The following is a 25580-nucleotide window of genomic DNA, read 5'->3' as shown; positions in this document are numbered from 1 at the left end:
ATGACTTCGATTTCCAATTCTTCCCTGCCCCTTTCGAAGCGCAGCTTCCTGAAAGGATCTCTTGCCACCGGACTCGGCTTTGCCGGGCTTCCGCTCTTCGCGCGCGGCGCCGCCGCCCAGACCGCCAGCCAGGGCATCGTCTCGGGCTGTCACTGGGGCGTCTTCTACGGCATGGTCGAGGACGGCCGCGCCGTCGAGTTCAAGCCCTGGGAGGGGGACCCCGCGCCCTCGCCGCAGCTGCCGGGCGTGCTCGATTCGCTCTATTCCGAATCGCGCATCCGCTATCCGATGGTGCGCCGCGCCTGGCTCGAACAGGGCCCCGGCGCCGATCCCGACGGCCGCGGCTCGGGCGATTTCGTCCGCGTCAGCTGGGAAAAGGCCATCGAGCTGGTCGCGGGCGAGATCACCCGCGTGCGCGAGACCTACGGCCATCCGGCGGTCTTTGCCGGTTCCTATGGCTGGAAGAGCCCGGGCAAGCTGCATAACTGTCAGACCCTGCTGCGCCGGATGCTGAACCTGACCGGCAGCTACACCAACTCGGTCGGCGACTATTCGACCGGGGCGGCGCAGGTGATCCTGCCCTATGTCTCGGGCTCGATCGAGGTCTACGAGCAATGCACGACCTGGGACAACCTCGCCAAGAACTGCGAGCTGATGGTGTTCTGGGGCGCCAACCCGCTGAACAACTCGGAAATCTGCTGGCAGGTCGCCGATCACGGCTCGTTCCGGGGCGTCGACCAGATCAAGGAGGCGGGCGTCGAGTCGATCTGCATCGACCCGGTCCGCACCGAGACCGCGCAGCATCTGGACAGCGAATGGATCGCGCCGCGGCCGCAGACCGATGTGGCGATGATGCTGGGCATCATGCATACGCTGCATGCCGAGGGGCTGCATGACCAGGCCTTCCTCGACCGCTATACCGTCGGCTTCGACAAGTTCCTGCCCTATCTGCTGGGCGAGACCGACGGCACGCCGAAATCGGCCGAATGGGCGTCGGAGATCTGCGGCGTTCCGGCCGAGAAGCTGCGCGAACTGGCCCGCCGCTTCGCCGCCAAGCGCACGATGCTGGCGCTCGGCTATTCGACCCAGCGCCAGCACCATGGCGAACAGGTCCACTGGGCACTGATCACGCTGGCCTCGATGCTGGGTCAGATCGGGCTGCCGGGCGGCGGTTACGGGCTGAGCTATCACTACGCCTCGGGCGGCGCGCCGACCCATACCACGCCGATCCTGAAGGCCATCGACGATGCCTCTGGGATCAAGGTCGATGGTGCGGCCTGGCTGGCGGCCAGCGGCGCGGTCTCGATCCCGGTCTCGCGGCTGGTCGAGACCCTGCTGAACCCGGGCAAGGTGATGCAGTTCAACGGCCACGAGATCGAGCTGCCCGAGATCAAGCTGGCCTATTGGGCGGGCGGCAACCCGTTCTCGCACCACCAGGACCGCAACGAGATGCTGCGCGCCTGGCGCCGGCTCGACACCTTCATCGTGCATGACATCCAGTGGACCGCCTCGGCGCGCCATGCCGATATCGTGCTGCCGGCGACCACCTCCTATGAACGCAACGACATCGAGCAGGTCGGCGACTATGCGCTGAGCCATATCGTTCCGATGAAGAAGATCGTCGAACCGGTCTTCGAGGCGCGGAGCGATTATGACATCTTCGCCGATATCGCCGACAAGCTGGGCCGGGGCTACGAGTTCACCCAGGGGCTCAGCGAGATGGACTGGATCCGGGGCTTCTACGAGGCCGCCAAGATCGAGGCCCGCGCCAAGGGCATGGAAATGCCCGTCTTCGATGCGTTCTGGGACAGCAACAAGCCGCTGGCCTTCCCGCTGGAGGACGCCCAAAAGGACTGGGTACGCCATGCCGATTTCCGGGCCGATCCGCTTCTGAACGCGCTTGGCACGGCTTCGGGCAAGTTCGAGCTCTATTCGACCGCCATCGAGAAATACGGCTATGACGACTGTCCGCCGCATGCCACCTGGATGGAACCGATCGAGCGGCTTGGCGGACCGACCACGGTCTTCCCGCTGGCAGTGGCCTCGAACCACCCCGACCTGCGGCTGCATTCGCAGCTTTGCGGCACCGCGATCCGCGAGACCTATGCGGTTCAGGGGCGCGAGCCGTGCTGGATGAACCCGGCCGATGCCGAGGCGCGCGGGCTGAGCGATGGCGAGGTGGTGCGGGTCTTCAACCAGCGCGGCCAGATCCTCGCCGGGCTCGTCATCACCGACGTGATCCGTCCCGGCGTGATCCGGGTCAGCGAGGGCGGCTGGTTCGATCCGGTCGAGCCGCGCAAGATCGGCAGCCTCTGCGCCTATGGCGACATCAACAACCTGACCACGGGTGTCGCCACCTCGAGACTGGCCCAGGGCAATTGCGGCCAGACCGCGATGGCCGAGGTCGAACGCTTTGAAGGTCCGTTGCCGCCGGTGACGGTCTTCAGCCAACCCGCCTGACCCGGACCCTGATCCGGATCCGGGCGGACCGGACAGGCCCGTCACTCCCACTCCCCCGACGGGCCTGTCCTTCCTCATGAGAAGGCTTCGGCGATGCGTTTTGGTTATATCGTTTCCGAGGAACGCGGTGCGGCCAGCATGGTTCTGGCCGAGGCCGCGACGCAGCTTTCGGCGCGAGGGCTCCGGCTGGCGGGGGCGGTGCAGAACACCGCTTCCGCGCCCGGGCCCCATCCCTGCGACGGCGACCTGAAGGTACTGCCCGACGGTCCGGTCTTGCGGCTGTCGCAGCCGCTGGGGCAGGGCTCGCGCGGGTGCCGGATGGATGCGGGCGCGGTCGAGACCGCGGCGGCCGAGGCCGCGCGCCACCTCGACGGGGCGGCGCTTCTGATCGTCAACAAATTCGGCAAGCTCGAGGCGGCGGGGCATGGCTTCGTGCCGCTGATCGCCGAGGCGCTGGGGCGCGGCCTGCCGGTGCTGGTCGGCGTGAACGGGCTGAACCTGCGCGCCTTCGAGAGTTTCGCCGAAGGTCTGGCCGAGCCGGTCGCCGCCGAGAGCGGCGCGGTGCTGGCCTGGCTCGGCTACCCGCCCGTCCTCGCGGCGGCTGCGGTTTCGGCCCGCGCTTCGGCCTGAGCCCTTCGCGGCATCTGCTGGATCGGGTCGTGGATGAATGTCCCCGGCTCTGACGCTATGCGCGGCCGTGGCGGATCTGTCCCACAGGCCCTCTTTCCGTTGCGGCGACTGAACCCCGCCGTCAAAGCCTCGGGATAAAAACCCCGGGGTCCGGCCTCGCAAATTCGCTGGGGTGCAAACCCGTCGCGCCAGTCAGACGCCCGATTCCGGGGGTATCAGCGGGCCTGTCCGGCGGCTCCCGGCGCAGAGGGCGCGGTGTCCGTTTGTCGGGAAGATCTTCCCCAGCAGGGTTTTGCAATCCTTCAAACCTCCGGCCTCCCGCAGGACGCCACGCAGCACGCCATGCGACGGCCCATCGTTCGGCATTTGGCCCCGCGATCCGGGCGGTTCCAGGGGGTCGCACGCTTGATTCGGGGAAAGGGACAGGGCCCGTGACGGCCGATCAGGCAGGCGGAACACCCGCCTGCGATGCGGCCGTCCCGGCGGCCGGCGCACTGGCTGCGACCGTCCCTCCTCGGGCGCAGGGCCTGCGTCCCCGGGCCGTCCGTTCCGGCCCGAGGGCCTCTTCCCATGGTCTGTCTTCCAGCCTCCAAGCGCCTTCCCGCCGTGGAATGAGCAAGATTATGCCCGTTCTAAATCCGCTGGGGGAGACGGGTTAAATTCCGTGCCGGGGACGCTAGCTTCGCCCCCGGAACGGAGGATGAATGACCTGTAAGACAGCCGGTTACGGCCTGATCCTTGCGCTGGCGGCGACTTCTGCCGGGGCCGAGACCCTGACCTTCTCGCCCGCCGCGGGCAGCGCGCGCAGCTATCGTGTCGAGCTCTCGGTCCGGTCGGTCGAGCCGGACAGCCGGACCGTTCCGCTGGACGACCAGAGGGTGTCCTTCCTGGCCCGGATCCGTGCGGCCGAGCGCGATGGCGACAGTGTCGGCCTGACATTGAAGCCGCTCTGGCTGAAGACGCAGCTGGGCGACGAGACCATGACCACCGCGGGTCCGATCCCCGACCGGGTGCGGGCAGGCTTCGAGGCCGGGTTCGGCGCAAGGCTGGATCTTGCCACCGGCGCGCTCGGCGAGGTCGTGCCGCTGGGCGACATCGAGGCGGCCGGCCCGACGCTTGGCGGTCTGCGCGAGCAGTTCGCCGCCGCCTTTCCGCCTGTCCCGATCGAGCTTGCCGAGGGCTGGAGCACCACGGTGCCCCGCTATGGCGGGGTGCAGGATGTGACGATTACCGTCGATCACGTGACCGCAGACCGCGTCTTCCTGCGCTACGAGGGCGAGGATTACGTCGCGCGGCTGGCCGGGCTGGTGGTGGTCGACCGCGACGAGGGCTGGGTCGAGCGGGCGGCGATCACCACCGACCGCCGTCTGGTGCCGGGCACGGATGAGGACGGCTCGCTGCGCGAGACCGTGGCGATCGCGCCGCAGGGTTATCCGGTTACGGTGCAGGCCGATACCAGCCTGCGCCCGGCTGAATGGCGCGACATGCCCGAGCGTATCGCGCCGCCCGCGCCGCTGGCCAGCGAGGCCGAGGTGTTTCCCGGGGGGCCGGGGCGTCTGGTCGAGGGGCCCGGCGGGCTGCTGCTGGAATTCGATCACCGCGCGGCGCAGTGGCGCAATATCGGGCGGTTCGAGCTTTCCGGTCTGCGGCTCTTTGCCGGAGACCGGGTGCTGGACGTGCCCCTGACGGCGGAACCGCCGCTGACGCTGCCGAACTGGCGCGCCCCCGAGGGCGTGTCGCAGGTCTCCCGCAGCCTGCTTGATGCAACGACCCTGCAGGATGTCAGCCAGGATCTGGAGGCAGCGACCGAACTTCGGGCCGATCTCGACTGGTACCCGGTCGCGCCCTTCGTGATGAGGCTGGTTCCCGACGGGACGGGCCATGCCGAGGCCAGCCGGGACGGGGCGCGCGCGGTGCTGGCTCCGGCGCCGGAGGGCTATGTGCTGACGCTTTCGGGCCAGCAGACCGACCTCTTTTCCTGGGCGCTGCCCGAGGGAACCGGGGCGCAGGGCATGATCTTTGCGGCCGATCGCGGCCCCGACTGGCTGACCCCGGGCGAAAGTCTGGCCCGGCGCATCGCCTCGCTGGATTACAGCGCGATCCGGGTGCTTTTGCGCATGGATGCGCCCCCCGAGGAAATGGTGGTTCGCGTCGAGCGCTATGCCGACACGCCCGCCGCCCGCCGCGAGATGCGCTTCCTGACCGAGGAGGGGCGGCGCCTCGATCCCGATACCGCGCCCGAGCGGCGCCCGCTGTTCCGGGGCGCCCCGCCGCCCGCGCCCGACGAGGTCATGCCCGAGGGGCTCGACACCGGCGCGCTGCGCCTGCCGCTGGCCCCGGCCCAGGCCGCGGAGTGCACGGCCAGCCTCGCCCCGCCCGCGACCGAGGGCGACGCGGCGCTGGTCTTCGTCCGGCGGGCCGCAGAAGAAGCCAGCCTGCTGGAACTGCAGACCGGGGACGGCCAGCGTCGGCATTTCTATGGCCTCGGACCTCGCCAGGTGACGCTGTCCTGCGACGCTACCCTTGCCTGGACCGAGGCCGGGCTGCAGTTGTCGCCCGACCGGCCCTGGCAGATCGATCCGGCGGCGCTCGGCATCGCCGAGGACATGACCCTGGCCGAAGTGATGGAACGCCTGCGCTTCGTCGATGCAGAGGGCGTGCCGCTGGCGCTGAGTGCGCCCGGGGGCGGCGCGCTGTCGCCTCAGGACAGCATCGCTCAGGCGCTGTTTCCCGATGGCACGCTGCGGGTCGCCGGAACCCCCGCGAAGATCCTGCGCGCGGTGCGAAAGCCCGAACCGGTGACGCGCAGCTTCCGGGTCAGCTTCCCCGATCTGCCCGTGCCGGAGAGGGCGGCGCCATGATCCGCGGAACCGCCACGGCACTTGCCCTCTTGCTGGCCGCGCCGGCGCTCGCCGCGCCGGAAACCGCTGCGCCGAAAACCGGCGCGCAGCCATCCGGTCCGGGGGGCGCCGCGGACGGGCAGGGGGTGGATATCAGGACCGAGCTCTGGCCCTCGGGCAAGATCCGGAGCGAACGCCATTTTCTCGACGGGCACGAAGTGGGCCTGTCGCGGCGCTGGTCCCGCGAGGGCGCCCTGATCCGCGAGACCCGGTTCTCGGATGACGGCAAGGTTCTGCATGACCGCCACTGGAAGGACGGCACGCTGGTCCATGAGCGCCTGCCGGTGACCGTCGAGGGCCATGGCGCGGGCGAGAAGATCGTCGAGCGCTATGGCAGGATCACCGAAACCGATATCCGGGCCGAGGGCTACCGGCTGACCACCCGCCATCGCGGCGACGAGCTGATCGACCGGTCCGAGGTGATCGATGGCCGGATCCAGGGCCGCTACCTGCATACCGGGCGGATCGACAACGATGTCACCCGTGCCACCTATGTCGACAATCAACCCCATGGCCTGTTCACCCGGACCTGGCAGGGCGAAACGCTGGAGCGGGGGATGTACGATCACGGCACCCGCATCGGCGAATGGCTGCGGGTCGAGCGCTACGGCACCACCATCCATGAGGTCTACGACCCCGAGGGGCGGCTTGACGGCCCGCGCCGCGAGATCGGCATGAACGGCCAGCTACGGCGGCTGGAAACCTATGTGCACGGCACGCTTGACGGCCCCTGGGAAGAGCGCGACCGCGAGGGCAGGCTGCTGTCGGGCGGGGCCTGGTCCGACGGCGAGAAGACCGGGCCCTGGCGCGAAGCTGTGCCCTATGGCGAGGAGTACTGGCAGGGCAGCTATGTCGCGGGCGCGCGGAACGGTCCGTGGGAGCGGCGCGACGCGCAGGGCTATCGCCTCGAGCGCGCCCGCTACGAGGACGGCACCCGGGACGGGCTGCGCTATCTCTTCCGCCCGGATGGCGCGGTCGGCGAGGTCCAGTCCTGGAAGGCGGGCGAAAGGCACGGGCCCACCACCTATTACGAGGACGGCCGGCCGGTCGGGCGCGATCTCTGGCGCGACGGCCGGTCGGTGGCTGGCGGCGGCCGCGCGATGGAGGCGGAATGAGCCCCCTGCGCGCGACCCTGACCTGCCTGCGCAAATCCGTCCGCTTCGGCGGTCGCGCTGCGCGGGCCGAATACTGGTGGTTCGGTCCGGCCTGCCTGCTGGCGCTATGGGGCGCCGCCGCGCTCGACCCGGTCCTGTTCCCGGCGGATCCTGACCGGGGGCTGCCCGATCGCCGGCCGCTGTCGGTCTTTGTCTCTTTCGTCCTGACGCTGCCCGCGCTGGCTGTCGGCTGGCGGCGCCTGCATGATGTCGGGCGCGCGGGCTGGTGGCTGCTGCTGCCCGGTGTCGCGACACTGGCCTGTCTCGTGCCGGCCGTCGCGCTCCGGGGGGGTGACGCCTCAGCCTGCGGCCGGGCTTCCGGGGGCTGGAACCGACCGGGGCGGGCCCGATCTCATCCTGAACGGCGTGGCTCTGGTCGCGCTGCTGTCCTGCCTCTGGCTGATCGTGCAGCTGGCCCGGCCGGGAGAGCCCCATGAAAACCGCTTCGGCCCCGTGCCCGAAGCCTGACCGATGTTTCATCCAAAGAGGAGAAGAAGATGATGAAAAACCTGGTCCTGCCGTTCTTTGCCGCCACCGTGCTGGCAACCGCCGCCCATGCCGACGAGCGCGAGGCGGCTGCGGTTTCGGCCTTCGAATCCTACTGCCTCGCCTCGGGCGGCGATCTTGGCAAGGCCGTCGAGGCGCTGGACGCGTCCGACAGTTTCGAAGATGGCCGCAAGAGCGGTGCGGGCAGTTTCGTGCATGCCAGCTATGTCGGGCCCGACGGGATCAATGCCTCGGTGATGATCGGGGCCAGCATGTCCGATGACAAATGCTCGATCATCCTGAAGAATGTCGCCGACCCCCTGGCGCTGGCCGACAAGCTGTCGCTGGACATGGCCAAGGCGGCCGAGGCCGAGCCGGTGAAATGGGAGGCGTTTGGCGATTACGGCAAGGGCGCCTTCGGCTATCAGCGCGATGACGGCGATGTGCTGGTGGCGCCGATGACCACCGGGATCTCGGACGATATCGTGCATATCAATTTCTACCCCACCTGAGGCCCACAGCAGCCAAGCTCGCTGTCGGGGGTGTGACCGGCGCCGGTGCGCCGGTCATGGCCTCAGGGCTTCGGCTCGTCGGGGTCTGAGGCCCGGGCATAGGGGGCGAAGGGCGCGCGGGCCGGATCGGCGGCCAGCGGACGGCCCAGCATCGGGAAGGCGCGCTGCGGGCAGCCGTCGCGCGGACAGATCTTGCAGCCCGCGCCGATCGGGGTCGCCGCGGCAGGATCGGTCAGATCCAGCCCCTTCGAATAGACCAGCCGCCCGGCATGGGCGATGTCGCAGCCAAGCGCCACGGCGAAGGCCTTGCCGGGCGCGCCATGGCGGCCGCGGCGGCTCTGCACCATGCGGGTGAGCCAGAAATATCGTCGCCCCTCGGGCATCTCGGCGATCTGGGTCAGGATCTCTCCGGGCCGGTCGAAGGCCGAATGCACCCGCCACAAAGGGCAGCTTCCGCCGACCTTCGAGAAATGGAAATCGGTCGCCGACTGGCGTTTCGAGATATTGCCCGCCCTGTCCACCCGCAGGAAGAAGAACGGCACCCCCCGCATGCCGGGGCGCTGCAGCGTCGAGAGCCGGTGACAGGTGGCCTCGAAGCCCATGCCGAAGCGGTGGCCGAGCCAGCCGATATCGTAGCCCGACTCTTCGGCCGCGCGCCAGAAGGCGCCATAGGGCATCACCGCCGCCCCGGCGAAATAATTGGCCAGCCCGATCCGGGCCAGCCGCCGTGCCTCTTCGCCCGAAAGCGCACCCTCGCCGACCAGCCGGTCGATCTCGTCCGCGGCCTCGATCAGGCCGATCTGGGTCGCCGCCTGGAACGCCATCTGACCGGGGCTCAGATCCCGCGACAGGCTCAGCTCGCGCCGCTCGGGGTCGAAATGACGCAGATCGCCGCCATCGCCGTCGCTCCGGCGCAAGACGATGCCGTGGCGGGTCTTCAGATGGGCGGCAAGCCCCGGCAGCGGATCGCCCGGGACAAGCTCCGGAACGGGGCCCGCACGGCCCCCGGCCAGCGCCTCTGACAGCGCTTCCGCCCGGGCGTCGAGCGCGTCGAAGAAATTGCGGTTGTCATAGAAGAAATCCCGCACCTCCTCGAACGGCGCGGGCACCGGCATGGCATCGGGCGCGCCCTGCGCCAGCGCCAGCGCGGCGGCACGGTCCTCGGCCTCGCGCAGCCGCCGGTGCAACGCGACGACGCGGCGGGCCAGGGCGGGCGCGTTGTCGACCAGATCGCGGATCTCGGAGCTGCCGACTGCCGGCTCGCCACCCTGCACCGCTTCGCGCAGCTCGGCCAGCAGACGGGCATCGCCCTCTTCGGAAAAGACCTGGATGTCGAGCCCGAAGGCCGCGTTGATCTTCAAAAGGACCTGCACCGTCAGCGGGCGCTGGTTGCGCTCGATCTGGTTGAGATAGCTGGGCGAGAGGCCGAGCCGCCCGGCCAGGGCCGCCTGGGTCAGCCCCCGGCTCTCGCGGAGCTGGCGCAACCTGCCGCCGAGAAACGCCTTCTTCACGCCGGTCACGCCCCGCGCTTCGCAAGCTTCGCAAATCGCGCCGGGAGGTTCGCATGTCTTCGCATTCGCGGCCCTTTCCGAGGGTTCTGCCCCTTAATTAGGCCCGCGAAAGCACCGACGCAATGCAAGGATTGCAAATCTCCTTATGGCCAGAGCCGGATGACCGGGATGCCGCAGGTGAAGGCGGAGAGGGGCGGTCGCGACTGCGTCGCGGATTTGGATGCCCGAGTGTCAGGCCAGGCTGGCCCAGAGCATCCAGATCACCGACAGGCCGAGGATCAGTGCCATGACGCGGTTGAAGGCGCGCATCTGCCTGTGTCCGATCCGGGCGCCGCCCCAGGCCCAGGCCGCCAGAGACAGCCAGCAGATCGCGCCGAACAGGAGGGCGAAGACCGCCAGCCCGGTTGCGCGATCCTCGAGCGGCAGCACGAATGTCGACAGCGACGAGACCGATGCCAGCCAGGCCTTCGGGTTCAGCCCCTGCACCACGGTTCCCGACCAGAAGCCCGGCGCCTGTCGGATCTCGTCGCCCTGGATCCTGCCCTCGTCGCGCAGCAGGGACCAGGCCATCCACAGGAGATAGACCGAACCGATGACCGTCATCGGCCGGGCGATGGCCAGGATCCAGCCGGTGCCGGCCAGAATCCCGGTGCCGAAGACCAGGAACAGCGCCAGAAAGCTGGCCGTCGCGCCACTGACGAAGCGCAGTGCCCGGCCCGAGCCATAACGGGCACCGGTCATCGCACCGATGATGTTGACCGGCCCCGGCGTGGCCGAGGCGGCCAGCGCAAAACCCGCCATGGCGAGCAGCGTCTCGAGCGGCGGCATCAGCGCAGGAGCGGCAGGCGGCCGCAGATCCGGTCCACCGCCTTGCGCGGCCCGGCAATCAGGATCGCCTGCGGGGCATGGTCCGGCAGGGGGGCTGCGGCGATCCGGGCGGAATAATCGGCATAATCCCGGGCCTCGAAGGCCGCGCGCATGTAGGCAAGGCGCAAGGGCAGCCCGGACGCGGCCTCGAACAGCGCGGGCAGATCGGCCGCCGGGGCGCCGAGCACGGGCAGCGCGACCGTGGTGATCCCGGCAAGTGCGATGCCGTCCTGCGTGGGCGTATCGGCCCCGACCAGATCGGGGCGCAGCCGCCCCAGGCTCATGCCCAGAACGGCGGCGAAATTGGCCTTCAGTCCGGTGGGCAGGGTTTCATCGAGAATGATGACCGGTTTCAATGACATGGCAAGTTCCTTTCGGAGCCTGCCCTGCCATGCGGGACGCGCCTGCGTCTTGGACGAAATTGACCTGTCAGTGCCGGATCAGGGCGCCGGGCGTCACCCCGTAATGACGTCGGAACTGGCGGATCAGATGAGCCTGATCGCAGAACCCGGCCCCGGCAGCGGCCTCGGCGGCGGACACCCCGTCGAGCAGCAGGCGCCGGGCGTGATCCACGCGGATGCGGAGCACATGGCCATGCGGGGTCAGGCCGGTGGCGCGGCGGGTGCTGCGGATCAGGTAGGAGGGATTCAGCCCGACCGCCCGGGCCAGATCGCTGAGGCCGAGATCGTCGCCCGCGGCGACGGCGGCCTCGATCCGGTCCAGCATGGCACGGATGGCGGCGGGCTCCCGGCCGGGCCTGCGCAGCTCGGCGCGGCCGTAATGGGCAAAGGCCTGCGCCAGAACCTCATGCACGGCCTCCTCGGTCGCGAGCCTCCTGTCGGCTGCCGGGGCATCGTTCAGCCCCTGCGCCAGCCGGGCCAGCGCCCGGGTCAGGGCGAAATCGCGATCCCTGGGGGCGATCTCGGCAAAGCCGCGAAGGCTGCGCAGACCCAGCACCGAGCGCACCGCCGCCTCCGGGGCATAGAGCATGTTGTAGCGCACAAGTCCCACCGCCGCGTGGCCGGTATGGGCCTCTTCGGGGTTCATCAGCGAGAGCGACCCGGCGGGCAGCACCATGTTCTCGCCCCGGCAGAGATAGCCGCCCGCACCCTCGGAAATCGCGCCGATGGCAAAGCCCTCATGCGCGTGGCGGGAAAAGGTCTGGGTGCTGAAGGCGGCTTCGAAAAGCTCGATGCCGCCGAGCCAGCTGAGATGGTGATATCGGTTGCGCTGCATCCCGCCCGCATATCATTCCTGTGCCCGTCCCGTGAAGGGCGGCTCTGGCCCCGGAGGCGGACCTTGCGGCCGCGCCGCCCGGACCGGCGGGCCTAGAGCAGAAGCGACATCGGCTCTTCGAGTCCTTTCCGGATCTCGGCCAGAAGCTGCGCCCCGAGCGCGCCGTCGACCGAGCGGTGATCGACCGAGAGCGTGAGGCTCATCACCGGGGCCAGCACGATCTGATCGCCCCGCCCTATGGGGCGACGTTCGGCTGCGCCCGCCGCGAGGATGCAGCTTTGCGGCGGATTGACGATGGCCGAGAAGCTGCGCACCCCGTACATGCCGAGATTCGAGACCGAGAAGCCGCCGCCCTGATAATCCTCGGGCTTCAGCATGCCGGCGCGGGCGCGGGCGGCCAGCGCCTTCATCTCGGCCGAGAGCGTGCCGAGGCTCATCCGGTCGGCGCAGCGCAGGATCGGCGTCATCAGCCCGCCATCGGTGGCGACCGCGACCGCGATGTCGATATCCGAGAGCTGCCAGATCTCGTCGCCGCGCCAGATCACATTGGCCTCGGGCAGGCGGGCGAGCGCACGGGCCGCGGCCTTGACGATGAAGTCATTGACCGAGATCCGCGCAGAGCCCTCGCGGCCATCGTTCACCTGCGCGCGCAGCGCCATCAGCGCCTCGAGATCGGCCTCGGCCTCGAGGTAGAAATGCGGGATCGTCTGCTTGGCCTCGGACAGGCGGCGGGCGATGGTGCGGCGCATCTGCGAGACGGGCCGCGCCTCATAGGGGCCGAGACCGGGCGGGATCGGGGATGGCGTCGCGGCCGGTTCCGGTGCAGTTTCGGCCATGGTTTCGGCTGGCGCGCTGGCAATCAGCCGCTCGATATCGACCCGGACGATGCGGCCCTTCGGCCCCGAGCCCGACAGCCCGTCGAGCGTCAGCCCGGCCTGCGTCGCCAGCCGCCGGGCCAGCGGCGAGGCGCGGGGGCGGTCGGGACCCGCCGCAGGAAGCATGCTGGGGGCCAGCGCGGCGGCGGCGGGGGCTGGTTCCGGGGCTGTCGCAGTCGGGGCGGGCTCGGGGTCCGGGCACGATTCCTCCGGCAGGGATTCGCCCTCGGCCAGCAGGACCGCGATCACCTGGCCGACATCGGCCCGGGCGCCCGCCTTGACGGCGAGGCGGCCGACGAGCCCCGGGGCCTCGGCTTCAAGCTCCATCGTGGCCTTGTCGGTCTCGACCTCGGCCAGCGGCTGGCCCTTCTCGACCCGGTCGCCGGGGGCGACCAGCCAGGCGGCGATGACGGCATCTTCCATCCCGGCCGAAAGCGCGGGCAACGTAAGCTCGGTGGCCATGTCGGTCTCCTTGTGTGCGGGCTCAGGATCTGCGGGGGCAGGGTCTGTGGGGGCGGGCGGCGGTCATTCGGCGGCGAGCGGCCGGCCCTGATCGGCCATCGCCGTCCGGATCGCCTGGACGATATCGGCGGGACGGGCACAGGCCGCGGCCTCCAGTACCTTCGAGATCGAGGGCGAGGCCTCGCCGCCCGTCACCCGCTGCACCGGCTGGTCGAGCCAGTCGAAGACCCGCCGCTGCAGCTCGTCGGCCAGCATCCCGCCATAGGAGGTGCCGCGCGCGCCCTGCTCGACGATCAGCACGTTGTTGGTCTTGCGGATCGAGGCCTCGATGGTTTCCCAGTCGAGGCTGGCGCGGTCGAGGCTGCGCAGATCGATGATCTCGGCATCGACGCCGAGGTCTTCGACCACGGCACGGGTCTTCTCGACCATGGCCAGATAGGTCAGGATCGTCAGCCGCGATCCGGGACGCACGACCCTGGCCTTGCCCAAGGGGATGCAGTAATCGAGATCCTCGACCGGCGCCGCGCCCTTCGAGGCGTAGAGATCGACATGCTCGATCACCAGCACCGGGTCATCGCAGCGCAGCGCCGAATTCATCAGCCCGACATAGTCGAACGGCGTCGAGGGCGCGACGATGCGCCAGCCCGGGGCGGTGGCGAAGATGCCCGCCGGGTCCATCGAATGCTGCGAGCCGTAGCCCGTGCCCATCGCGACCTTGGTGCGCAGCACCAGCGGCATCGGGCTGTCGCCGCCGAACATGTGCCGGGCCTTGCCGATCTGGTTGAAGACCTGATCGGCCGCGACCCACATGAAATCGGGATACATGAATTCGATCACCGGGCGCACGCGGCCATCGGCGGCCATGCCGGCGGCCAGCCCGGTAAAGGCGTTCTCGGCGATGGGGGTGCCCAGGCAGCGGTCGGGGAAGTCCTGCGACAGCCCCCGCGTCGCGCCGTTGGTGCCGCCCTTCAGCCGGTGCACATCCTCGCCCAGCACGACGATGCGTTCATCGGTCTCCATCCGCCGGTGCATGACATTGGCCACCGCGTCGATGAACTTGGCATTGGCATCGAGCGCGCCCGAGAAGTTGTCTTCTTCCTCGTAGCGGGCGCCGTCCATCTCGCTCAGATCGCCGCGCAGCCCGGCATCGCGAAAGCTTTCCTCGGGCCAGAGCGCCGGAATGACCCGGGTCTTGCCGTCGACGGTCTCGGTCAGCTCGCCCGCGATCTCTTCCATCATCGTCTCGCAGCGGGCACGCAGCCCCGCCACCGCGTCCTCGCCGATGATCTGACGGGTCTGCAACAGCCCGGCCAGCCCCTCGATCGGGTCGCGGGCGCGCCATTCGGCCTCTTCGGCCTTGTCGCGATAGCCGAAGGCCGAGCCGGGCAGGGGGCCGTTCTGGTGGAAATAGCGGTAGAGATCGGCCTCGATCACCACCGGGCCCTCGCCCGCGCGCATGATCCGGTTGGCCTCATGCGAGGCGATCAGGACCGACAGCGCATCCATCCCGTCGACCTTGAAGGCGGGGATGCCGAAGGCGAGGCCCCGCGCCGAGAGCCGCGGCTCGGCGGTGGCCTCGCTGACATGGGTCGAGACGGCATAGCGGTTGTTTTCGATGAAGAAACAGATCGGCAGTTTCCAGGCGGCGGCCAGGTTCATGGTCTCGAGAACCGAGCCGATATTGACCGCGCCATCGCCGAAATAGGTGTAGACGACATCGCCGGTCCCGGCCTGCTGATGCGCCCAGGCCGCGCCCGCGGCCATCGGCACGCCGCCGCCCACGATGGCATTGGTGCCAAGGTTCCCGGCCTCGGCCCAGCGAAGATGCATCGACCCGCCGCGGCCCCGGCAGAAGCCCTGCGCAAGGCCCATGATCTCGGCGAGCGTCTTCTTCGACAGATCGCGGATCTCGCCGTCGAACTCGGCCTCGGGGTCGATCCCCGCCTCGGCGACATAGGCCAGTGCCTTGGCCAAGAACTGGTGATGCGCCCGGTGCGAGCCGTTGACCTGATCGGTCGGCCGCATCGCCAGCGCCGAGCCGACGGCGCCGCCTTCCTGCCCGATGGCGGAATGGGCGGGGCCATGGACGAGGCCGCGTCCGGCGAGGTCCAGCACCTTCTCCTCGAAGGCGCGGATCAGGCAGAGCTGCGACAGCATGGTGCGCCCGGTCTCGGGGTCGAGCGCATTGCGGTCGGCCTCGGTCGCGCGGATCTCGCGCCAGGGGGCCAGCGGGGTGAGGTCGGTGAAATCGGGCATGAGGGGGCTCCGGGAAATTGGGGTCAGGCGGCGAGGAAGCCGCCATCGACGGGCAGCACGGTGCCGGTGATGAAGCTCGCGCGGTCCGAGGCGAGGAAGAGGATGGGGGCGACCAGCTCGGCCTGCGTCCCGATCCGGCCCAGCATGGCCCGGTTCAGGAACCAGTCGGCACCGCCGGGGCGGGCGAGCTGGGCATTGGCCATCTCGCTGTCCATGATGCCGGGGGCGACGGCGTTGACGCGGACCCCGTGCGGGGCCAGATCGCGCGCCATGGCCTGGGTCAGCGAGCGGATCGCGCCCTTCGAGGTCACGTAACCGGCGGTCGAGCCGCCGGCGACGAAGCCCGCGACGGAAGACAGCTGCACCACATTGCCGCGCCGGGCGATCAGGGCCGGGGTCAGGGCGCGGGCCACGTTGAAGGCACCGCCCAGATTGACCGCGATCACCCGGTCCCAGACCTCGGCCTGGGCGGGGTCGTCGAAGGCGGCGCGGCCCGCGACGCCCGCATTGCTGACCAGAACGTCAAGCCCGTCAAGCGTTGCGGCCAGCGCCTCGACGGCCGCGCGGTCGGTGACATCGAGCGGGATCGCGCGGGCCTTCAGCCCGCGGGCGGTCAGGGCATCCGCGGTTGCGGCAAGCGTTGCCGGGTCGATATCGGCCAGAAGCGTTTCGGCCCCGGCCTCGGCGAAGCCCTCGGCAATGGCGGCGCCAAGGCCCCGGCCCGCGCCGGTGACAAGCACCCGTTTTCCCTGGAAATCGGTCATGGGTCTCTCCTCAGGCCATGTGCAGGCCGCCATTGACCTGCAGCGTCTCGCCGGTGATGAACCCGGCCGCATCGGAACAGAGAAAGGCGATGGCGGCGGCCACTTCCCCGGGCTGGCCGAGCCGCTTCAGGGGCGTGTTGGCCAGCGTCGCCTCGGCCCGGGTCTTCATGTAATCGCCGATCATCGGGGTCTCGATGATGCCGGGCGCGATGCCGTTCACGCGGGTCTTCGGCCCCAGCTCATGGGCGAGGCTGCGGGTCAGCGACACCATAGCGCCCTTCGAGGCGGCGTAATGCGCATTGGTCAGCGCGCCGCGATAGGCTGCCATCGACGAGAGCGTGACGATCGAGGAGCCCTCGGTCAGATGCGGCACTGCGCGGCGCAGAAGGTAGAACACCCCGTCGAGATTGATCGAGAGCGTCCGGCGCCAGGCGGCATCGGTCATGTCGGCGAAGGGTTCGGCCAGGTAGATGCCGGCCGATGGCACGATATGGTCGATGCCGCCGAATTCGGCCACGGCCTCGTCGATCAGCGCCTGGGCCGCGTCGGGATCGGCGGCGTCGATCTGCTGGCAGATCCTTGCGCCCGTCCCGGGCAGGGTCGCGGCGAAGGCCTCCAGGGGCGCGAGGTCGCGGTCGGCCAGCAGAAGATGCGCGCCGCCCGCGGCGAAGATCCGGGCGACCTCGCGGCCGATGCCGCCATTGGCGCCGGTCAGGATCAGCGACCGTCCGGTGAAATCGAATGAGGTGGTTGCGCGCGCCCGGGGCGTGCACTGGCGGTCGGGCATCGCCGATCCTCCCTGATGGCTGCCTTTGGTCGGGACAGTTGCATAAATTGGTCGGACCAGTCAACATGGCTCCTGCGTCCTTTTGCGGGAAGGAAGGCCGGGCAGGGTGACTTCATCCCACAGGGCAAGGATGTTAGGCTTGCCCGCCCCGGTCTGACCGGTTGGACGGGACATGGCGGAGAAGGGGACAAGCATGGGCAGGGACCTGCCGGACGACATCGCGGCCCGGCTGGGGCAGCGGATCGCGGGCGGCGAATTCGGCGCGGGCGCGCGGCTGCCCAGCGAACGCGCGCTGGCGGCCGAATATGCGGTCTCGCGCGCGGTGGTGCGCGAGGCGCTGTCGCATCTGAAATCCGACGGGCTGGTCGAGGCCCGGGCCGGCTCGGGCGTCTTCGTCACCGAGAATCGCGAGGCGCGGGCCTTCCGGATGACCGGGGTCGATCTCGATGGCACCGAGGCGCTGGCCCAGGTGATGGAGCTTCTGGAGGCGGTCGAGGTGGCGGCGACGCGCTCGGCCGCGCTGCACCGGGACGCGGCGGATCTGAAGGCGATCCGGCGGGCGCTGATCGGGATGGAATATGCCATCGCCAGCGACGAGCTGGGCGACGAGGAGGATTTCGCCTTTCATCAGGCCATCGTCGAGGCCACCCATAACCCGCATTTCGTCTCGCTCTGCCAGCATCTCGAATTCGGCGCGCGTGACGTAATTCGCCGGGCGCGGGCCAATACCCGCGCCAACCTGTCGGATCTTCTGGACGCGGTGCAAGCCGAGCATCAGGCGATCTACCGCGCCATTGCCGAGGGCGATCCCGAGGCCGCCGCTGCCGCCGCCGCGCGCCATCTGAGAAACGCGGCAGAGCGGACCCAGCTTTACCGGCGGCGGGGGGACGAGGCATGAGCGGGGTGCACACGGGCGGTTGCCTCTGCGGCCGGGTGCGGTTCCGCGTCACCGGGACCTTCGGGCATTTCTTCCTGTGCCATTGCGCGCGTTGCCGCCATGACAGCGGATCGGCCTTCGCGGCGACGTTGTTTGCCGGGCAGGCGCGGCTCGACTGGCTGGCCGGGCGCGACCAGGTGCGGACCTTCCGGCTGGAGGGCACCCGCCATGCGCGGGCCTTTTGCGGGGCATGCGGCTCGGCGCTGCCGGTCGAGACCGGGGACGGGGGGCTGACGGTGCCGGCAGGCTGCCTTGACGGCGATCCGGGGATCGCGCCCGAGGCGCATATCTGCTGGGCCGACCGGGCGCCCTGGGAGGATGCCCTGGATCGGGCCCACCGGCTTGCGGGTCTGCCGGGCGAGAGCTGAGGCGGGGCAAAGGCGGGGGCGCCGCCCTCCCTGTCGGAAGGACGGCGCCGGGGGACGGGCCGGGGCGCGGAAAGCCCGGTCGGGCCGGGAGGGAGTGCCCGCGCCGCTTTGGCCCGTATTCCGTTGAACCGTATCTCGGCCGCGCTCAGATCGCGGCGGTGACGGTCATGGTCGAGAGATAGGCTTCGATCCCCTCGATCCCGCCTTCCGAGCCGTAGCCCGAATCGAGCACGCCGCCGAACGGGGTCTCGGGCAGGGCGAGGGCGAAATGGTTGATGCCCAGCATCCCCGATTTCAGCCGGTCCTGAACCTCTTGCGAGACCTCCATCGAGCGGGTGAAGAGATAGGCCCCGAGCCCCACCGGCAGGCGGTTGGCCTCGGCCAGCGATGCCTCGAGGCCCTCGCTGCGCATCACCAGCGCGATCGGGCCGAAGGGTTCCTCGTTCATCGCCAGCATCTCGGGGGTCATGCCCGAGACCACGGTGGGGGCGAAGAAATTGCCGATATTGCCGACCCGCGCGCCGCCGGTCTCGAGTTTCGCGCCCCGGCCTTCGGCATCGGCGACCATCTCGGCCACCTGGTTCAGCTGCGCCTTCTGGGTCAGCGGCCCCATCTGGGTGCCCGCCTCGAGCCCGTCGCCCAGTTTCAGCGCGGCCGCGCCCTCGGCCATGCGGGCGACGAAGTCGTCATGCAGCGCGTCGTCGACGATGAAGCGGGTGGGCGAGACGCAGACCTGGCCCGCGTTGCGGTATTTCCACTGCACCGCCATCGGCACCAGCCGGTCGAGATCGGCATCGGCGGCGACGATGACGGGGCCATGGCCGCCGAGTTCCATCGTCACCTTCTTGAGGTGCTGGCCGGCCTGGGCCGCGACGATCCGGCCGACCCGGGTCGAGCCGGTCAGCGAGACCTTGCGGATCTCGGGGGCCGAGATCAGCGCATCCGAGATCTCCGAGGTCTTGCCCCAGACCACCGAGATCGCGGCCGGGGGCAGGCCCGCATCGAGCAGCACCCGGGCGATCATCCAGGCGGTGCCGGGCGTTTCCGAGGCCGGCTTGATCACCACCGAACAGCCCGCACCAAGCGCCGGGGCGACCTTCTGCATGGTGTTCCAGGCCGGGAAGTTCCAGGGCGTGAAGCAGGCCACGGGGCCTGCGGGTTTCTTCAGCACGCTGATATGGATCGAGGGCGCGCGCGAGGCCACGATCCGGCCATAGACCCGGCGGCCTTCCTCGGCGAACCAGTCCAGAAGATCGGCCGAGCCCATCCATTCGCCCCGGGCCTCGGCCAGCGGCTTGCCCTGTTCGAGCGTCATCACGCGGGCGGCCTGATCGGCGCGCTCGCGCATCAGATCGGCGGCGCGGCGCATCACCTTCGAGCGCTCATAGGGTGACAGGGCCGACCAGTCGGCAAAGCCCTTCAGCGACAGGCGGGCGGCCTCTTCGGCCTCGGCGCGGCCCGCGCGCGGGATCGTCGCCAGTTCCTGCTCGTTGGCGGGGTTCGACACGGTCATCGTGCCTTCGCTGGCGGTGGCGCGGGCCTCGCCGCCGATGATGAGTGTCATGTCGGGATACATCTTCGTCTCCATCCGGTTTCGGGGGGCTCAGCCCGCCGAGAGTATTCCTTGCGCCGCCTTCCGCGCAATCATCATCACCGCCGCCTGGGTATTGCCCGAAACCATCTCGGGCATGACCGACGCGTCGATCACGCGCAGCCCGTCAATGCCACGGACCTTCAGTTCGGGATCGACCACGGCGGCGAGGTCGGTGCCCATGCGGCAGGTGCCCGCCGCATGGTAGATCGTCTGCCCGTTGGCGCGGGCGAATTGCAGCCAGTCCTCGTCGCTCCGGCAGTCGGGCCCGGGGCTGAGTTCGGCCACCCGGTAGGCATCCATCGGCGCCTGCCCGACGATCTCGCGGCCGAGCTTCATGCCGTCGACCATGGCGCGGCGATCCTCTTCGGCATCGAGGAAATTGGGCCGGATCTCGGGCTGCTGCGCGATATCGGGCGAGGTGGCATGGATCGAGCCGCGCGATTGCGGGCGCAGCTGGGTCACGCCCAGCGTCATGCCGGGGAAGCGGTCGAGCTTGCGCTCGGCGGCATTGGCGTAGCTGGCATGCATGAAGAAATACTGCACGTCGGGCCGGTCGAGACCCTCGCGCGAGCGCAGGAAGCCATGGGCGAGCCCGGTGCCGTAGGTCAGCACACCCCGGCGGGAAAGCGCGTATTTCGCGACCTCGCCCAGCAGTTTCGGAAAGCGCGTCAGCTCGTTCAGGGTGACGGGTTGCGAGACCCGCCAGTTCATCCGGGTGCAGAAATGGTCGAGATAGTTCTCGCCGACGCCGGGCAGATCGTGGACGACCTCTATGCCAAGCCCGCGCAGCCGGTCGGCATCGCCGATGCCCGACAGTTCCAGCAGTTGCGGGCTCTGGACCGCGCCGGCGGCCAGGATCACCTCGCCGGCCTGGACGCTGAGCGCGCCGCCGGGCCGGGAAAGGGTGACGCCGGTCGCGCGCCGACCCTCCAGCAGCAGGCGGGTGGCGCGGGCATGGGTCAGCACGGTCAGGTTGGAGCGGCGGCGGGCCTTTGCCAGCCAGGCGCGGGCCGCCGAATGACGCTCGCCGCGCTCCTGGTTGACCTGATACCAGCCGACGCCCTCTTGCCCCGCGCCGTTATAGTCGGGGTTGAACCGCTGGCCCTGTGCGCGGGCCGCCTCGATGAAGGCCTGGCCTACGGGGGTCTTCTCGACCACCTCGGCGATGGGCATCGGGCCGTCCTGCCCGCGCATGCCGTCGGGATCGGGCCCCGCCCAGCGTTCGAGCGCGCGGAAATGCGGCAGCACATCGTCCCAGCCCCAGCCGGTGCAGCCGCGGTCCTCCCACAGGTCATAATCCCCGGGCTGGCCGCGGACATAGATCATGCCGTTGATCAGGGTCGAGCCGCCCAGTCCCTTGCCGCGCGGAATGGCGATCCGGCGGTTCAGCGTGGCGGGCTCGGCCTCGGACCAGAAGCCCCAGTTATAGGCTGGGTTGGTCAGAAGCTTGTAGAACCCGGCAGGAATGGTGATCCAGGGCGAACGGGCCTCGCCGCCCGCCTCGCACAAAAGGACCGAGGCGCGGCCCGAGCGGCTGAGCGCCTCGGCGAGGATGCACCCCGCCGTGCCGCCGCCGATGATGACGTAATCGAAGCGGCTGCCATCGGGCAGGTCTTGCGGCATCTGGCGCGTCCTCAGTCCTGGGGGGTGGCAGCGGGCAGGGCGCCCAGATGTTCGGCCATCAGCCGGATCTGCTGGCGCAGCATCGGCAGACCGGGATGGACCCGCGCGCCCGCCGCGCGGGCGGTGGCCAGGAGCCGGGTCTCGACCGGGTCCATGATCGCGTCGGCCACGACCTGACCGGCATGGAAGGCGGTATCCCCGAGCGGCAGCGGATCTTCCGGTTTCAGCCCCAGCGAGGTGGCGTTGACGATCAGATCGCGGCTCGCGGTCTCGGGCGCCCCGGCGGCGACGGGCACGTCCGGATAGGCCAGGGCCACCCGGGCGGCGAGATCCTCGGCCTTGTCCTGCGAGCGGTTGACGATGGTCAGGCGCGAGACCCCGGCCTCGGCCAGGGCAAAGGCGATGGCGGCACCCGCGCCGCCCGCGCCCAGAAGGCAGGCATTCATGCCGCGCGGCTCGATCCCTTCCGAGCGCAGCCCCTCGACGAACCCGAGCCCGTCGAGAATGGCGCCGGTCAGCGTGCCGTCGGTCTCGCGTCGCACGACATTGACCGCGCCGATCCGGGCGGCATCGCCGATCAGACGGTCGCAGAGTGCGACGATCTTCGTCTTGTGCGGCACGGTGACGACGAAACCGCCGAAGGATTCGATGCCCTTCAGGCCCGCGACCGCCGTGGCGAGGTTCTCGGGATGGACCTGCATCGGCACCATCACCCCGTCGATTCCCTCGGCCGCGCAGAGCGCGTTGATTTCCTGGGGCGTTTTCACATGGCCGATGGGATCGGCGAGAATGGACCAGACCCTGGTCTTGCCGGTGATCATCCTGTTCCTCATGTCATCAGGAGCCCGCCGGCGACGTCGATCGTCTGGCCGGTGACAAAGCTCGATTCCGCATCCGTGAGCCAGAGCGCGGCCTCGGCCACCTCGGCGGGCTCGCCCAGACGCCCCAGAGGCGTCATCTCGACCTGGGCCGCGTTCACCTCGGGGGCGACGCCCAGCACCATCGGCGTCTCGATCCGGCCCGGCGCCAGCGCGTTGACGCGGATGCCATGGGGGCCGAGCTCGCCCGCCAGGTGCCGGGTGAAGCCGAGGATCGCGGATTTGGTCGCGGCGTAATGGCAGGCGACCACCGGCATGAAGGTCTTGCCCGCGACCGAGGACATGTTGACGATCCAGCCCCTCCTGGCCGCGATCATGCCCGGCGCCAGCGCGCGGACGGTGTTGAAGCTGCCGGTGAGGTTCACGTCGAGCACGCGGCGGAACTCGGCCGGGTCCATTTGCCAGACCTTATGGGCGACGCCGTCATGCTTGGGCGAGATGCCCGCATTGTTGATGACGGTGTCGAAATTGCCCCCGGCGGCCTCGAGCGCGGCGGCCAACGCGGTATAATCCGAGACATCGCAGGTCACGGGCAGGACCGATCCGGCGGCGCCGGAGGCCGAGATCTGCGCGGTCGCTTGGGCCACGGCCCCGGGGTCGAGATCGCAAAGCGCGACGGTCGCGCCGCGGGCGGCGAAGGCTTCGGCAATGGCCAGCCCGATGCCCCGGGCGCCGCCGGTGACCAGCACGCGGCGGCTTTGATGCGACAGGCGGGTGCGGAATTCGGGGCGGACGGTTTCGCTGCGGGTCATGCTCATATCCCCAGATAGGCCTGCCGGACATAGTCGTCCTGAAGCAGGTCTTCGGCGCTTTCGGAAATGACGACGCGCCCGTTTTCAAGCACATAGCCCCGCTGCGCGACCTTGAGCGTCGAATAGACATTCTGCTCGACGATCAGCACGGTGGTGCCCTTGGCAGCGATCTGCCGCACCACCTCGAAGACCTGCGAGACGATGATCGGCGCAAGCCCCAGCGAGGGTTCGTCGAACATCAGAAGCCGCGGATTGGCCATCATGCCCCGGGCGATGGCGACCATCTGCTGCTCGCCCCCCGACAGCGACGAGGCGGTCTGGTTCAGCCGCTCGCGGACGCGGGGGAAGATGTCCATAACCTCTTCCAGACGCTCGTCCTGGAAATCGCGCGCGGCGCGGCGATAGGCGCCCATCAGAAGGTTCTCGCGCACGGTCATGTCGGGGAAGAGCTGGCGCCCCTCGGGGATCAGGGTGATGCCCCGGTCGACGACCTGATCGCCCCTGAGGCGGGTGATGTCCTCGCCGCAGAAGGTGATCCTGCCCGATGTCGGCTTGATCAGCCCGGCGATGGTCTTGAGCGTCGTCGTCTTGCCGGCGCCATTGGCGCCGACGATGGTGACGATCTCGCCTTCCTTCACGTCGAGGCTGACATCCTGCAGGATCGAGGTCGGGCCGTAGCCGGCATGGATGTTTTCAACGGTGAGCATTGGCGAACTCCTTGCCCAGATAGGCCTCGATCACATGCGGGTCGCGGACCACCTCATGGGGGTCGCCCTCGGCGATGACCTCGCCCGCGGCCAGGACCAGCACGCGGTCGGACAGCGACATCACCGCCTGCATCACATGCTCGATGGCGATGATCGACACGCCGCTGTCGCGGATTGACAGCATCAGGTCGATGGCGCGGCGCACATCGGTCTGGTTGATGCCCGCCATCACCTCGTCGAGCAGCAGGATGCGCGGCTCCATCGCCATGACCCGGGCAACTTCCAGCCGCTTGAGCCCGCCGATGGTCAGCCCGCGCGCCTCGTCCTGCAGAAGCGGGCCGAGACCCATCCGCCAGGCGGTCTGGCGCGCGGCCTCGCGGGCGTCATGTTCGTCATGGTGGCGGTAGAAGGCGCCGACCATGATGTTCTCCTCGACCGTCATCGCCGCGAAGGGCTGGACGATCTGGAAGGTCCGGCCGACGCCGAGGGCCGCGAAATCGGCCGGGTTGACCGGCGTGTGATAGCCGCCATCGGGGCCGCGCACGGTGACCGAGCCCTCATTCGGGGTCAAAAAGCCCGAGAGCATGTTGAACAGCGTGGTCTTGCCCGCGCCATTCGGCCCGATCAGCCCCAGCACCTCGCCCTCGCGCAGGGTGAAGTTGACGTTCTTCGTGACATGCAGCCCGCCGAAGCGCTTGTTGAGGTTCTGAACCCGCATCACGTCGCGGCCGATGCCCTCACGGTCGGGCGAGGGGGGCGTCGTGGCCTGTGCGGGGGCCTTGATGCTGTCGGTCTGGGTGGTGGGCTCGTCCTCGTCCAGCTCGTGATGCGGCGCGCGGCGGAACTTCTGCAACAGGCCGATGATGCCGTTCGGCATGAACAGCACCGCCAGGAGCAGCACGACGCCATAGACGAAGCCATGCAGCCCCAGTGCCGAGGCGCCGAACGAGGCCCGCGCCCATTCGGTCAGCGGCACCAGCAGGACGGCACCCAGAAGCGGACCCGAGACTGTGCCGAGCCCGCCGATCAGCGCGAACATCGCGATCTGGATCGAGAAGGTCAGCGAGAACATCGCCGAGGGCTCGATGAAGGTCAGGTACATCGCGTGGAAGGTGCCCAGCATCGCGCAGAGCGCCGAGGAGATGGCGACCGCGACCAGCCGCACCTGCACGGTCTTTACGCCCGCGGCCTTGGCAGCGGATTCGCGTTCGCGGGTGGCGATCAGGTAGAAGCCGAGCCGCGAACGGCGCACCGCCCAGACCACGACCAGCACCGCGCAGAGCATGCCGAAGATGATCAGCAGGGACGGCCAGCGTTCGCGGAAGACCATCCAGGTCCAGCCCAGCTTCAGCGGGATCATCTTGCCGGTGGCGCCGCCGGTGAACTCCGAGAAATGCAGCGTCAGGACCCGGAACACCTCGAGAAAGGCGATCGAGGCCAGCGAGAAGAAGGGCCCCTTGAGACGGAAGCAGGGATAGGAGATTGCCATGCCGACGATCGCCGCGATGCCCGCGCCCGCGAACATGCCGATCCAGGGCGTGATGCCGAGATTGACGAGGATCACCGCGGTGTAGGCGCCGATGCCGTAGAAGGTGGCATGCCCCAGCGAGAGCTGTCCGGCAAAGCCGCCGACCAGGTTCCAGGCCGAGGACAGCGCCGCCATCAGGCAGATGGTGACGAAGATATGGGTGACGAAGGCATTGCCGATCCCCAGCGGGATCAGCAGCAGCGAGGCCAGCACCAGGGCCACGCCGATGGCGGGCCAGGGCAGCGACGGGGCGGACACGGAGGAGGTGCCGGAGGTCGTTTCGTTGCTCATGG

22 protein-coding genes and 1 pseudogene are annotated in these 25580 nt (G+C 69.4%); 9 read left to right on the top strand and 14 right to left on the bottom strand.

Annotated elements, in window-relative coordinates; all coding sequences use genetic code 11:
- The 7 genes and pseudogenes from torA to ACK8CO_RS11205 all read left to right on the top strand — a co-directional run bounded on the left by torA (position 1) and on the right by ACK8CO_RS11205 (position 8142).
- Complete coding sequence (gene torA, locus ACK8CO_RS11235) at positions 1-2460, top strand: trimethylamine-N-oxide reductase TorA (protein WP_080618205.1); 2460 nt, start codon at positions 1-3, stop codon at positions 2458-2460.
- Between the two features lie 93 nt (positions 2461-2553).
- A complete protein-coding gene (locus ACK8CO_RS11230; RefSeq protein WP_414896680.1) occupies positions 2554-3090 on the top strand; it encodes a DUF2478 domain-containing protein in 537 nt (178 codons plus the stop codon).
- A gap of 704 nt (positions 3091-3794) precedes the next feature.
- A complete protein-coding gene (locus ACK8CO_RS11225; protein WP_414896679.1) occupies positions 3795-5951 on the top strand; it encodes a hypothetical protein in 2157 nt (718 codons plus the stop codon).
- A complete protein-coding gene (locus tag ACK8CO_RS11220) occupies positions 5948-7105 on the top strand; it encodes a hypothetical protein (RefSeq protein WP_414899056.1) in 1158 nt (385 codons plus the stop codon). Before ACK8CO_RS11225 ends, ACK8CO_RS11220 begins: the two co-directional genes overlap by 4 nt.
- Positions 7102-7401, top strand: a pseudogene (locus ACK8CO_RS11215) (DUF805 domain-containing protein); the annotation flags it as partial. The gene ACK8CO_RS11220 and the pseudogene ACK8CO_RS11215, both read left to right, overlap by 4 nt.
- 34 nt (positions 7402-7435) lie before the next feature.
- Positions 7436-7612: a hypothetical protein gene (locus ACK8CO_RS11210; RefSeq protein ID WP_414899055.1), complete on the top strand. Its 177-nt coding sequence runs from the start codon at positions 7436-7438 to the stop codon at positions 7610-7612.
- Between the two features lie 29 nt (positions 7613-7641).
- The gene (locus ACK8CO_RS11205) at positions 7642-8142 is read left to right on the top strand and encodes a hypothetical protein (protein ID WP_080618200.1); all 501 of its coding nucleotides are present in this window, start codon (positions 7642-7644) and stop codon (positions 8140-8142) included.
- A 62-nt stretch (positions 8143-8204) separates the two neighbouring features.
- Here the strand turns inward: ACK8CO_RS11205 and ACK8CO_RS11200 are convergent, their stop codons facing one another.
- From ACK8CO_RS11200 to ACK8CO_RS11165, 8 genes are all read right to left on the bottom strand, one after another.
- The gene (locus tag ACK8CO_RS11200) at positions 8205-9662 is read right to left on the bottom strand and encodes a short-chain fatty acyl-CoA regulator family protein (RefSeq protein WP_414896678.1); all 1458 of its coding nucleotides are present in this window, start codon (positions 9660-9662) and stop codon (positions 8205-8207) included.
- 222 nt (positions 9663-9884) lie between these two features.
- Positions 9885-10481, bottom strand: coding sequence for a LysE family translocator (locus ACK8CO_RS11195; RefSeq protein ID WP_080618198.1), 597 nt, complete (start codon positions 10479-10481; stop codon positions 9885-9887).
- Positions 10481-10882, bottom strand: a complete 402-nt coding sequence (locus tag ACK8CO_RS11190) for a DUF2000 domain-containing protein (protein WP_414896677.1) — start codon at positions 10880-10882, stop codon at positions 10481-10483. Before ACK8CO_RS11190 ends, ACK8CO_RS11195 begins: the two co-directional genes overlap by 1 nt.
- Positions 10883-10949: 67 nt before the next feature.
- Positions 10950-11756, bottom strand: a complete 807-nt coding sequence (locus tag ACK8CO_RS11185) for an AraC family transcriptional regulator (RefSeq protein ID WP_414896676.1) — start codon at positions 11754-11756, stop codon at positions 10950-10952.
- Between the two features lie 92 nt (positions 11757-11848).
- Entirely contained in the window at positions 11849-13093 is a 1245-nt protein-coding gene (locus tag ACK8CO_RS11180) for a dihydrolipoamide acetyltransferase family protein (protein WP_414896675.1), read from the bottom strand.
- 63 nt (positions 13094-13156) lie between these two features.
- Positions 13157-15349, bottom strand: a complete 2193-nt coding sequence (locus tag ACK8CO_RS11175) for a thiamine pyrophosphate-dependent enzyme (protein ID WP_414896674.1) — start codon at positions 15347-15349, stop codon at positions 13157-13159.
- A 23-nt stretch (positions 15350-15372) separates the two neighbouring features.
- Entirely contained in the window at positions 15373-16113 is a 741-nt protein-coding gene (locus tag ACK8CO_RS11170; RefSeq protein ID WP_080618193.1) for an SDR family NAD(P)-dependent oxidoreductase, read from the bottom strand.
- Positions 16114-16123: 10 nt separating this feature from the next.
- On the bottom strand, positions 16124-16900 hold the full coding sequence (locus ACK8CO_RS11165) for an SDR family NAD(P)-dependent oxidoreductase (RefSeq protein ID WP_414896673.1): 777 nt from the start codon (positions 16898-16900) through the stop codon (positions 16124-16126).
- 193 nt (positions 16901-17093) lie between these two features.
- Here ACK8CO_RS11165 and ACK8CO_RS11160 point away from each other — a divergent pair, with 193 nt between their 5' ends.
- Both ACK8CO_RS11160 and ACK8CO_RS11155 read left to right on the top strand, forming a co-directional pair.
- On the top strand, positions 17094-17798 hold the full coding sequence (locus ACK8CO_RS11160) for a FadR/GntR family transcriptional regulator (protein ID WP_414896672.1): 705 nt from the start codon (positions 17094-17096) through the stop codon (positions 17796-17798).
- Positions 17795-18205, top strand: a complete 411-nt coding sequence (locus ACK8CO_RS11155) for a GFA family protein (RefSeq protein ID WP_414896671.1) — start codon at positions 17795-17797, stop codon at positions 18203-18205. The genes ACK8CO_RS11160 and ACK8CO_RS11155 overlap by 4 nt, the downstream gene beginning before the upstream one ends.
- A 145-nt stretch (positions 18206-18350) precedes the next feature.
- On the opposite strand, the gene ACK8CO_RS11150 is transcribed toward ACK8CO_RS11155, so the two are convergent.
- From ACK8CO_RS11150 to ACK8CO_RS11125, 6 genes are read right to left on the bottom strand one after another with little or no spacing between them, the layout of a single operon-like run.
- Complete coding sequence (locus ACK8CO_RS11150) at positions 18351-19769, bottom strand: NAD-dependent succinate-semialdehyde dehydrogenase (protein WP_414896670.1); 1419 nt, start codon at positions 19767-19769, stop codon at positions 18351-18353.
- A gap of 39 nt (positions 19770-19808) precedes the next feature.
- On the bottom strand, positions 19809-21422 hold the full coding sequence (locus tag ACK8CO_RS11145; RefSeq protein WP_414896669.1) for a GMC family oxidoreductase: 1614 nt from the start codon (positions 21420-21422) through the stop codon (positions 19809-19811).
- An 11-nt stretch (positions 21423-21433) separates the two neighbouring features.
- Entirely contained in the window at positions 21434-22243 is an 810-nt protein-coding gene (locus ACK8CO_RS11140) for a shikimate dehydrogenase family protein (protein WP_414896668.1), read from the bottom strand.
- 8 nt (positions 22244-22251) lie between these two features.
- Positions 22252-23052 carry a 3-oxoacyl-ACP reductase FabG gene (gene fabG, locus ACK8CO_RS11135; RefSeq protein WP_414896667.1) on the bottom strand — a complete coding sequence of 267 codons (801 nt, stop codon included), beginning with the start codon at positions 23050-23052 and terminating at the stop codon, positions 22252-22254.
- Positions 23053-23054: 2 nt separating this feature from the next.
- A complete protein-coding gene (locus ACK8CO_RS11130) occupies positions 23055-23759 on the bottom strand; it encodes an ABC transporter ATP-binding protein (protein WP_080618187.1) in 705 nt (234 codons plus the stop codon).
- On the bottom strand, positions 23746-25578 hold the full coding sequence (locus ACK8CO_RS11125) for a branched-chain amino acid ABC transporter ATP-binding protein/permease (RefSeq protein WP_414896666.1): 1833 nt from the start codon (positions 25576-25578) through the stop codon (positions 23746-23748). The genes ACK8CO_RS11130 and ACK8CO_RS11125 overlap by 14 nt, the downstream gene beginning before the upstream one ends.
- Positions 25579-25580: the final 2 nt, after the last annotated feature.

The organism is Rhodovulum sp. HP10 (assembly GCF_047553435.1).
In the GTDB taxonomy this organism is placed as follows: domain Bacteria; phylum Pseudomonadota; class Alphaproteobacteria; order Rhodobacterales; family Rhodobacteraceae; genus Rhodovulum.
This window is presented reverse-complemented; position numbering and strand designations above follow the sequence as displayed.

Coding starts and splice junctions, on each gene's coding strand:
- ACK8CO_RS11205 (WP_080618200.1), top strand. CDS start 7,642: ATGATGAAAAACCTGGTCCTGCCGTTCTTTGCCGCCACCGTGCTGGCA.
- ACK8CO_RS11175 (WP_414896674.1), bottom strand. CDS start 15,349: ATGCCCGATTTCACCGACCTCACCCCGCTGGCCCCCTGGCGCGAGATC.
- ACK8CO_RS11225 (WP_414896679.1), top strand. CDS start 3,795: ATGACCTGTAAGACAGCCGGTTACGGCCTGATCCTTGCGCTGGCGGCG.
- ACK8CO_RS11125 (WP_414896666.1), bottom strand. CDS start 25,578: ATGAGCAACGAAACGACCTCCGGCACCTCCTCCGTGTCCGCCCCGTCG.
- ACK8CO_RS11145 (WP_414896669.1), bottom strand. CDS start 21,422: ATGCCGCAAGACCTGCCCGATGGCAGCCGCTTCGATTACGTCATCATC.
- ACK8CO_RS11140 (WP_414896668.1), bottom strand. CDS start 22,243: ATGATCACCGGCAAGACCAGGGTCTGGTCCATTCTCGCCGATCCCATC.
- ACK8CO_RS11160 (WP_414896672.1), top strand. CDS start 17,094: ATGGGCAGGGACCTGCCGGACGACATCGCGGCCCGGCTGGGGCAGCGG.
- ACK8CO_RS11150 (WP_414896670.1), bottom strand. CDS start 19,769: ATGACACTCATCATCGGCGGCGAGGCCCGCGCCACCGCCAGCGAAGGC.
- ACK8CO_RS11155 (WP_414896671.1), top strand. CDS start 17,795: ATGAGCGGGGTGCACACGGGCGGTTGCCTCTGCGGCCGGGTGCGGTTC.
- ACK8CO_RS11130 (WP_080618187.1), bottom strand. CDS start 23,759: ATGCTCACCGTTGAAAACATCCATGCCGGCTACGGCCCGACCTCGATC.
- ACK8CO_RS11185 (WP_414896676.1), bottom strand. CDS start 11,756: ATGCAGCGCAACCGATATCACCATCTCAGCTGGCTCGGCGGCATCGAG.
- ACK8CO_RS11190 (WP_414896677.1), bottom strand. CDS start 10,882: ATGTCATTGAAACCGGTCATCATTCTCGATGAAACCCTGCCCACCGGA.
- ACK8CO_RS11170 (WP_080618193.1), bottom strand. CDS start 16,113: ATGACCGATTTCCAGGGAAAACGGGTGCTTGTCACCGGCGCGGGCCGG.
- torA (WP_080618205.1), top strand. CDS start 1: ATGACTTCGATTTCCAATTCTTCCCTGCCCCTTTCGAAGCGCAGCTTC.
- ACK8CO_RS11230 (WP_414896680.1), top strand. CDS start 2,554: ATGCGTTTTGGTTATATCGTTTCCGAGGAACGCGGTGCGGCCAGCATG.
- ACK8CO_RS11220 (WP_414899056.1), top strand. CDS start 5,948: ATGATCCGCGGAACCGCCACGGCACTTGCCCTCTTGCTGGCCGCGCCG.
- ACK8CO_RS11165 (WP_414896673.1), bottom strand. CDS start 16,900: ATGCCCGACCGCCAGTGCACGCCCCGGGCGCGCGCAACCACCTCATTC.
- fabG (WP_414896667.1), bottom strand. CDS start 23,052: ATGACCCGCAGCGAAACCGTCCGCCCCGAATTCCGCACCCGCCTGTCG.
- ACK8CO_RS11180 (WP_414896675.1), bottom strand. CDS start 13,093: ATGGCCACCGAGCTTACGTTGCCCGCGCTTTCGGCCGGGATGGAAGAT.
- ACK8CO_RS11195 (WP_080618198.1), bottom strand. CDS start 10,481: ATGCCGCCGCTCGAGACGCTGCTCGCCATGGCGGGTTTTGCGCTGGCC.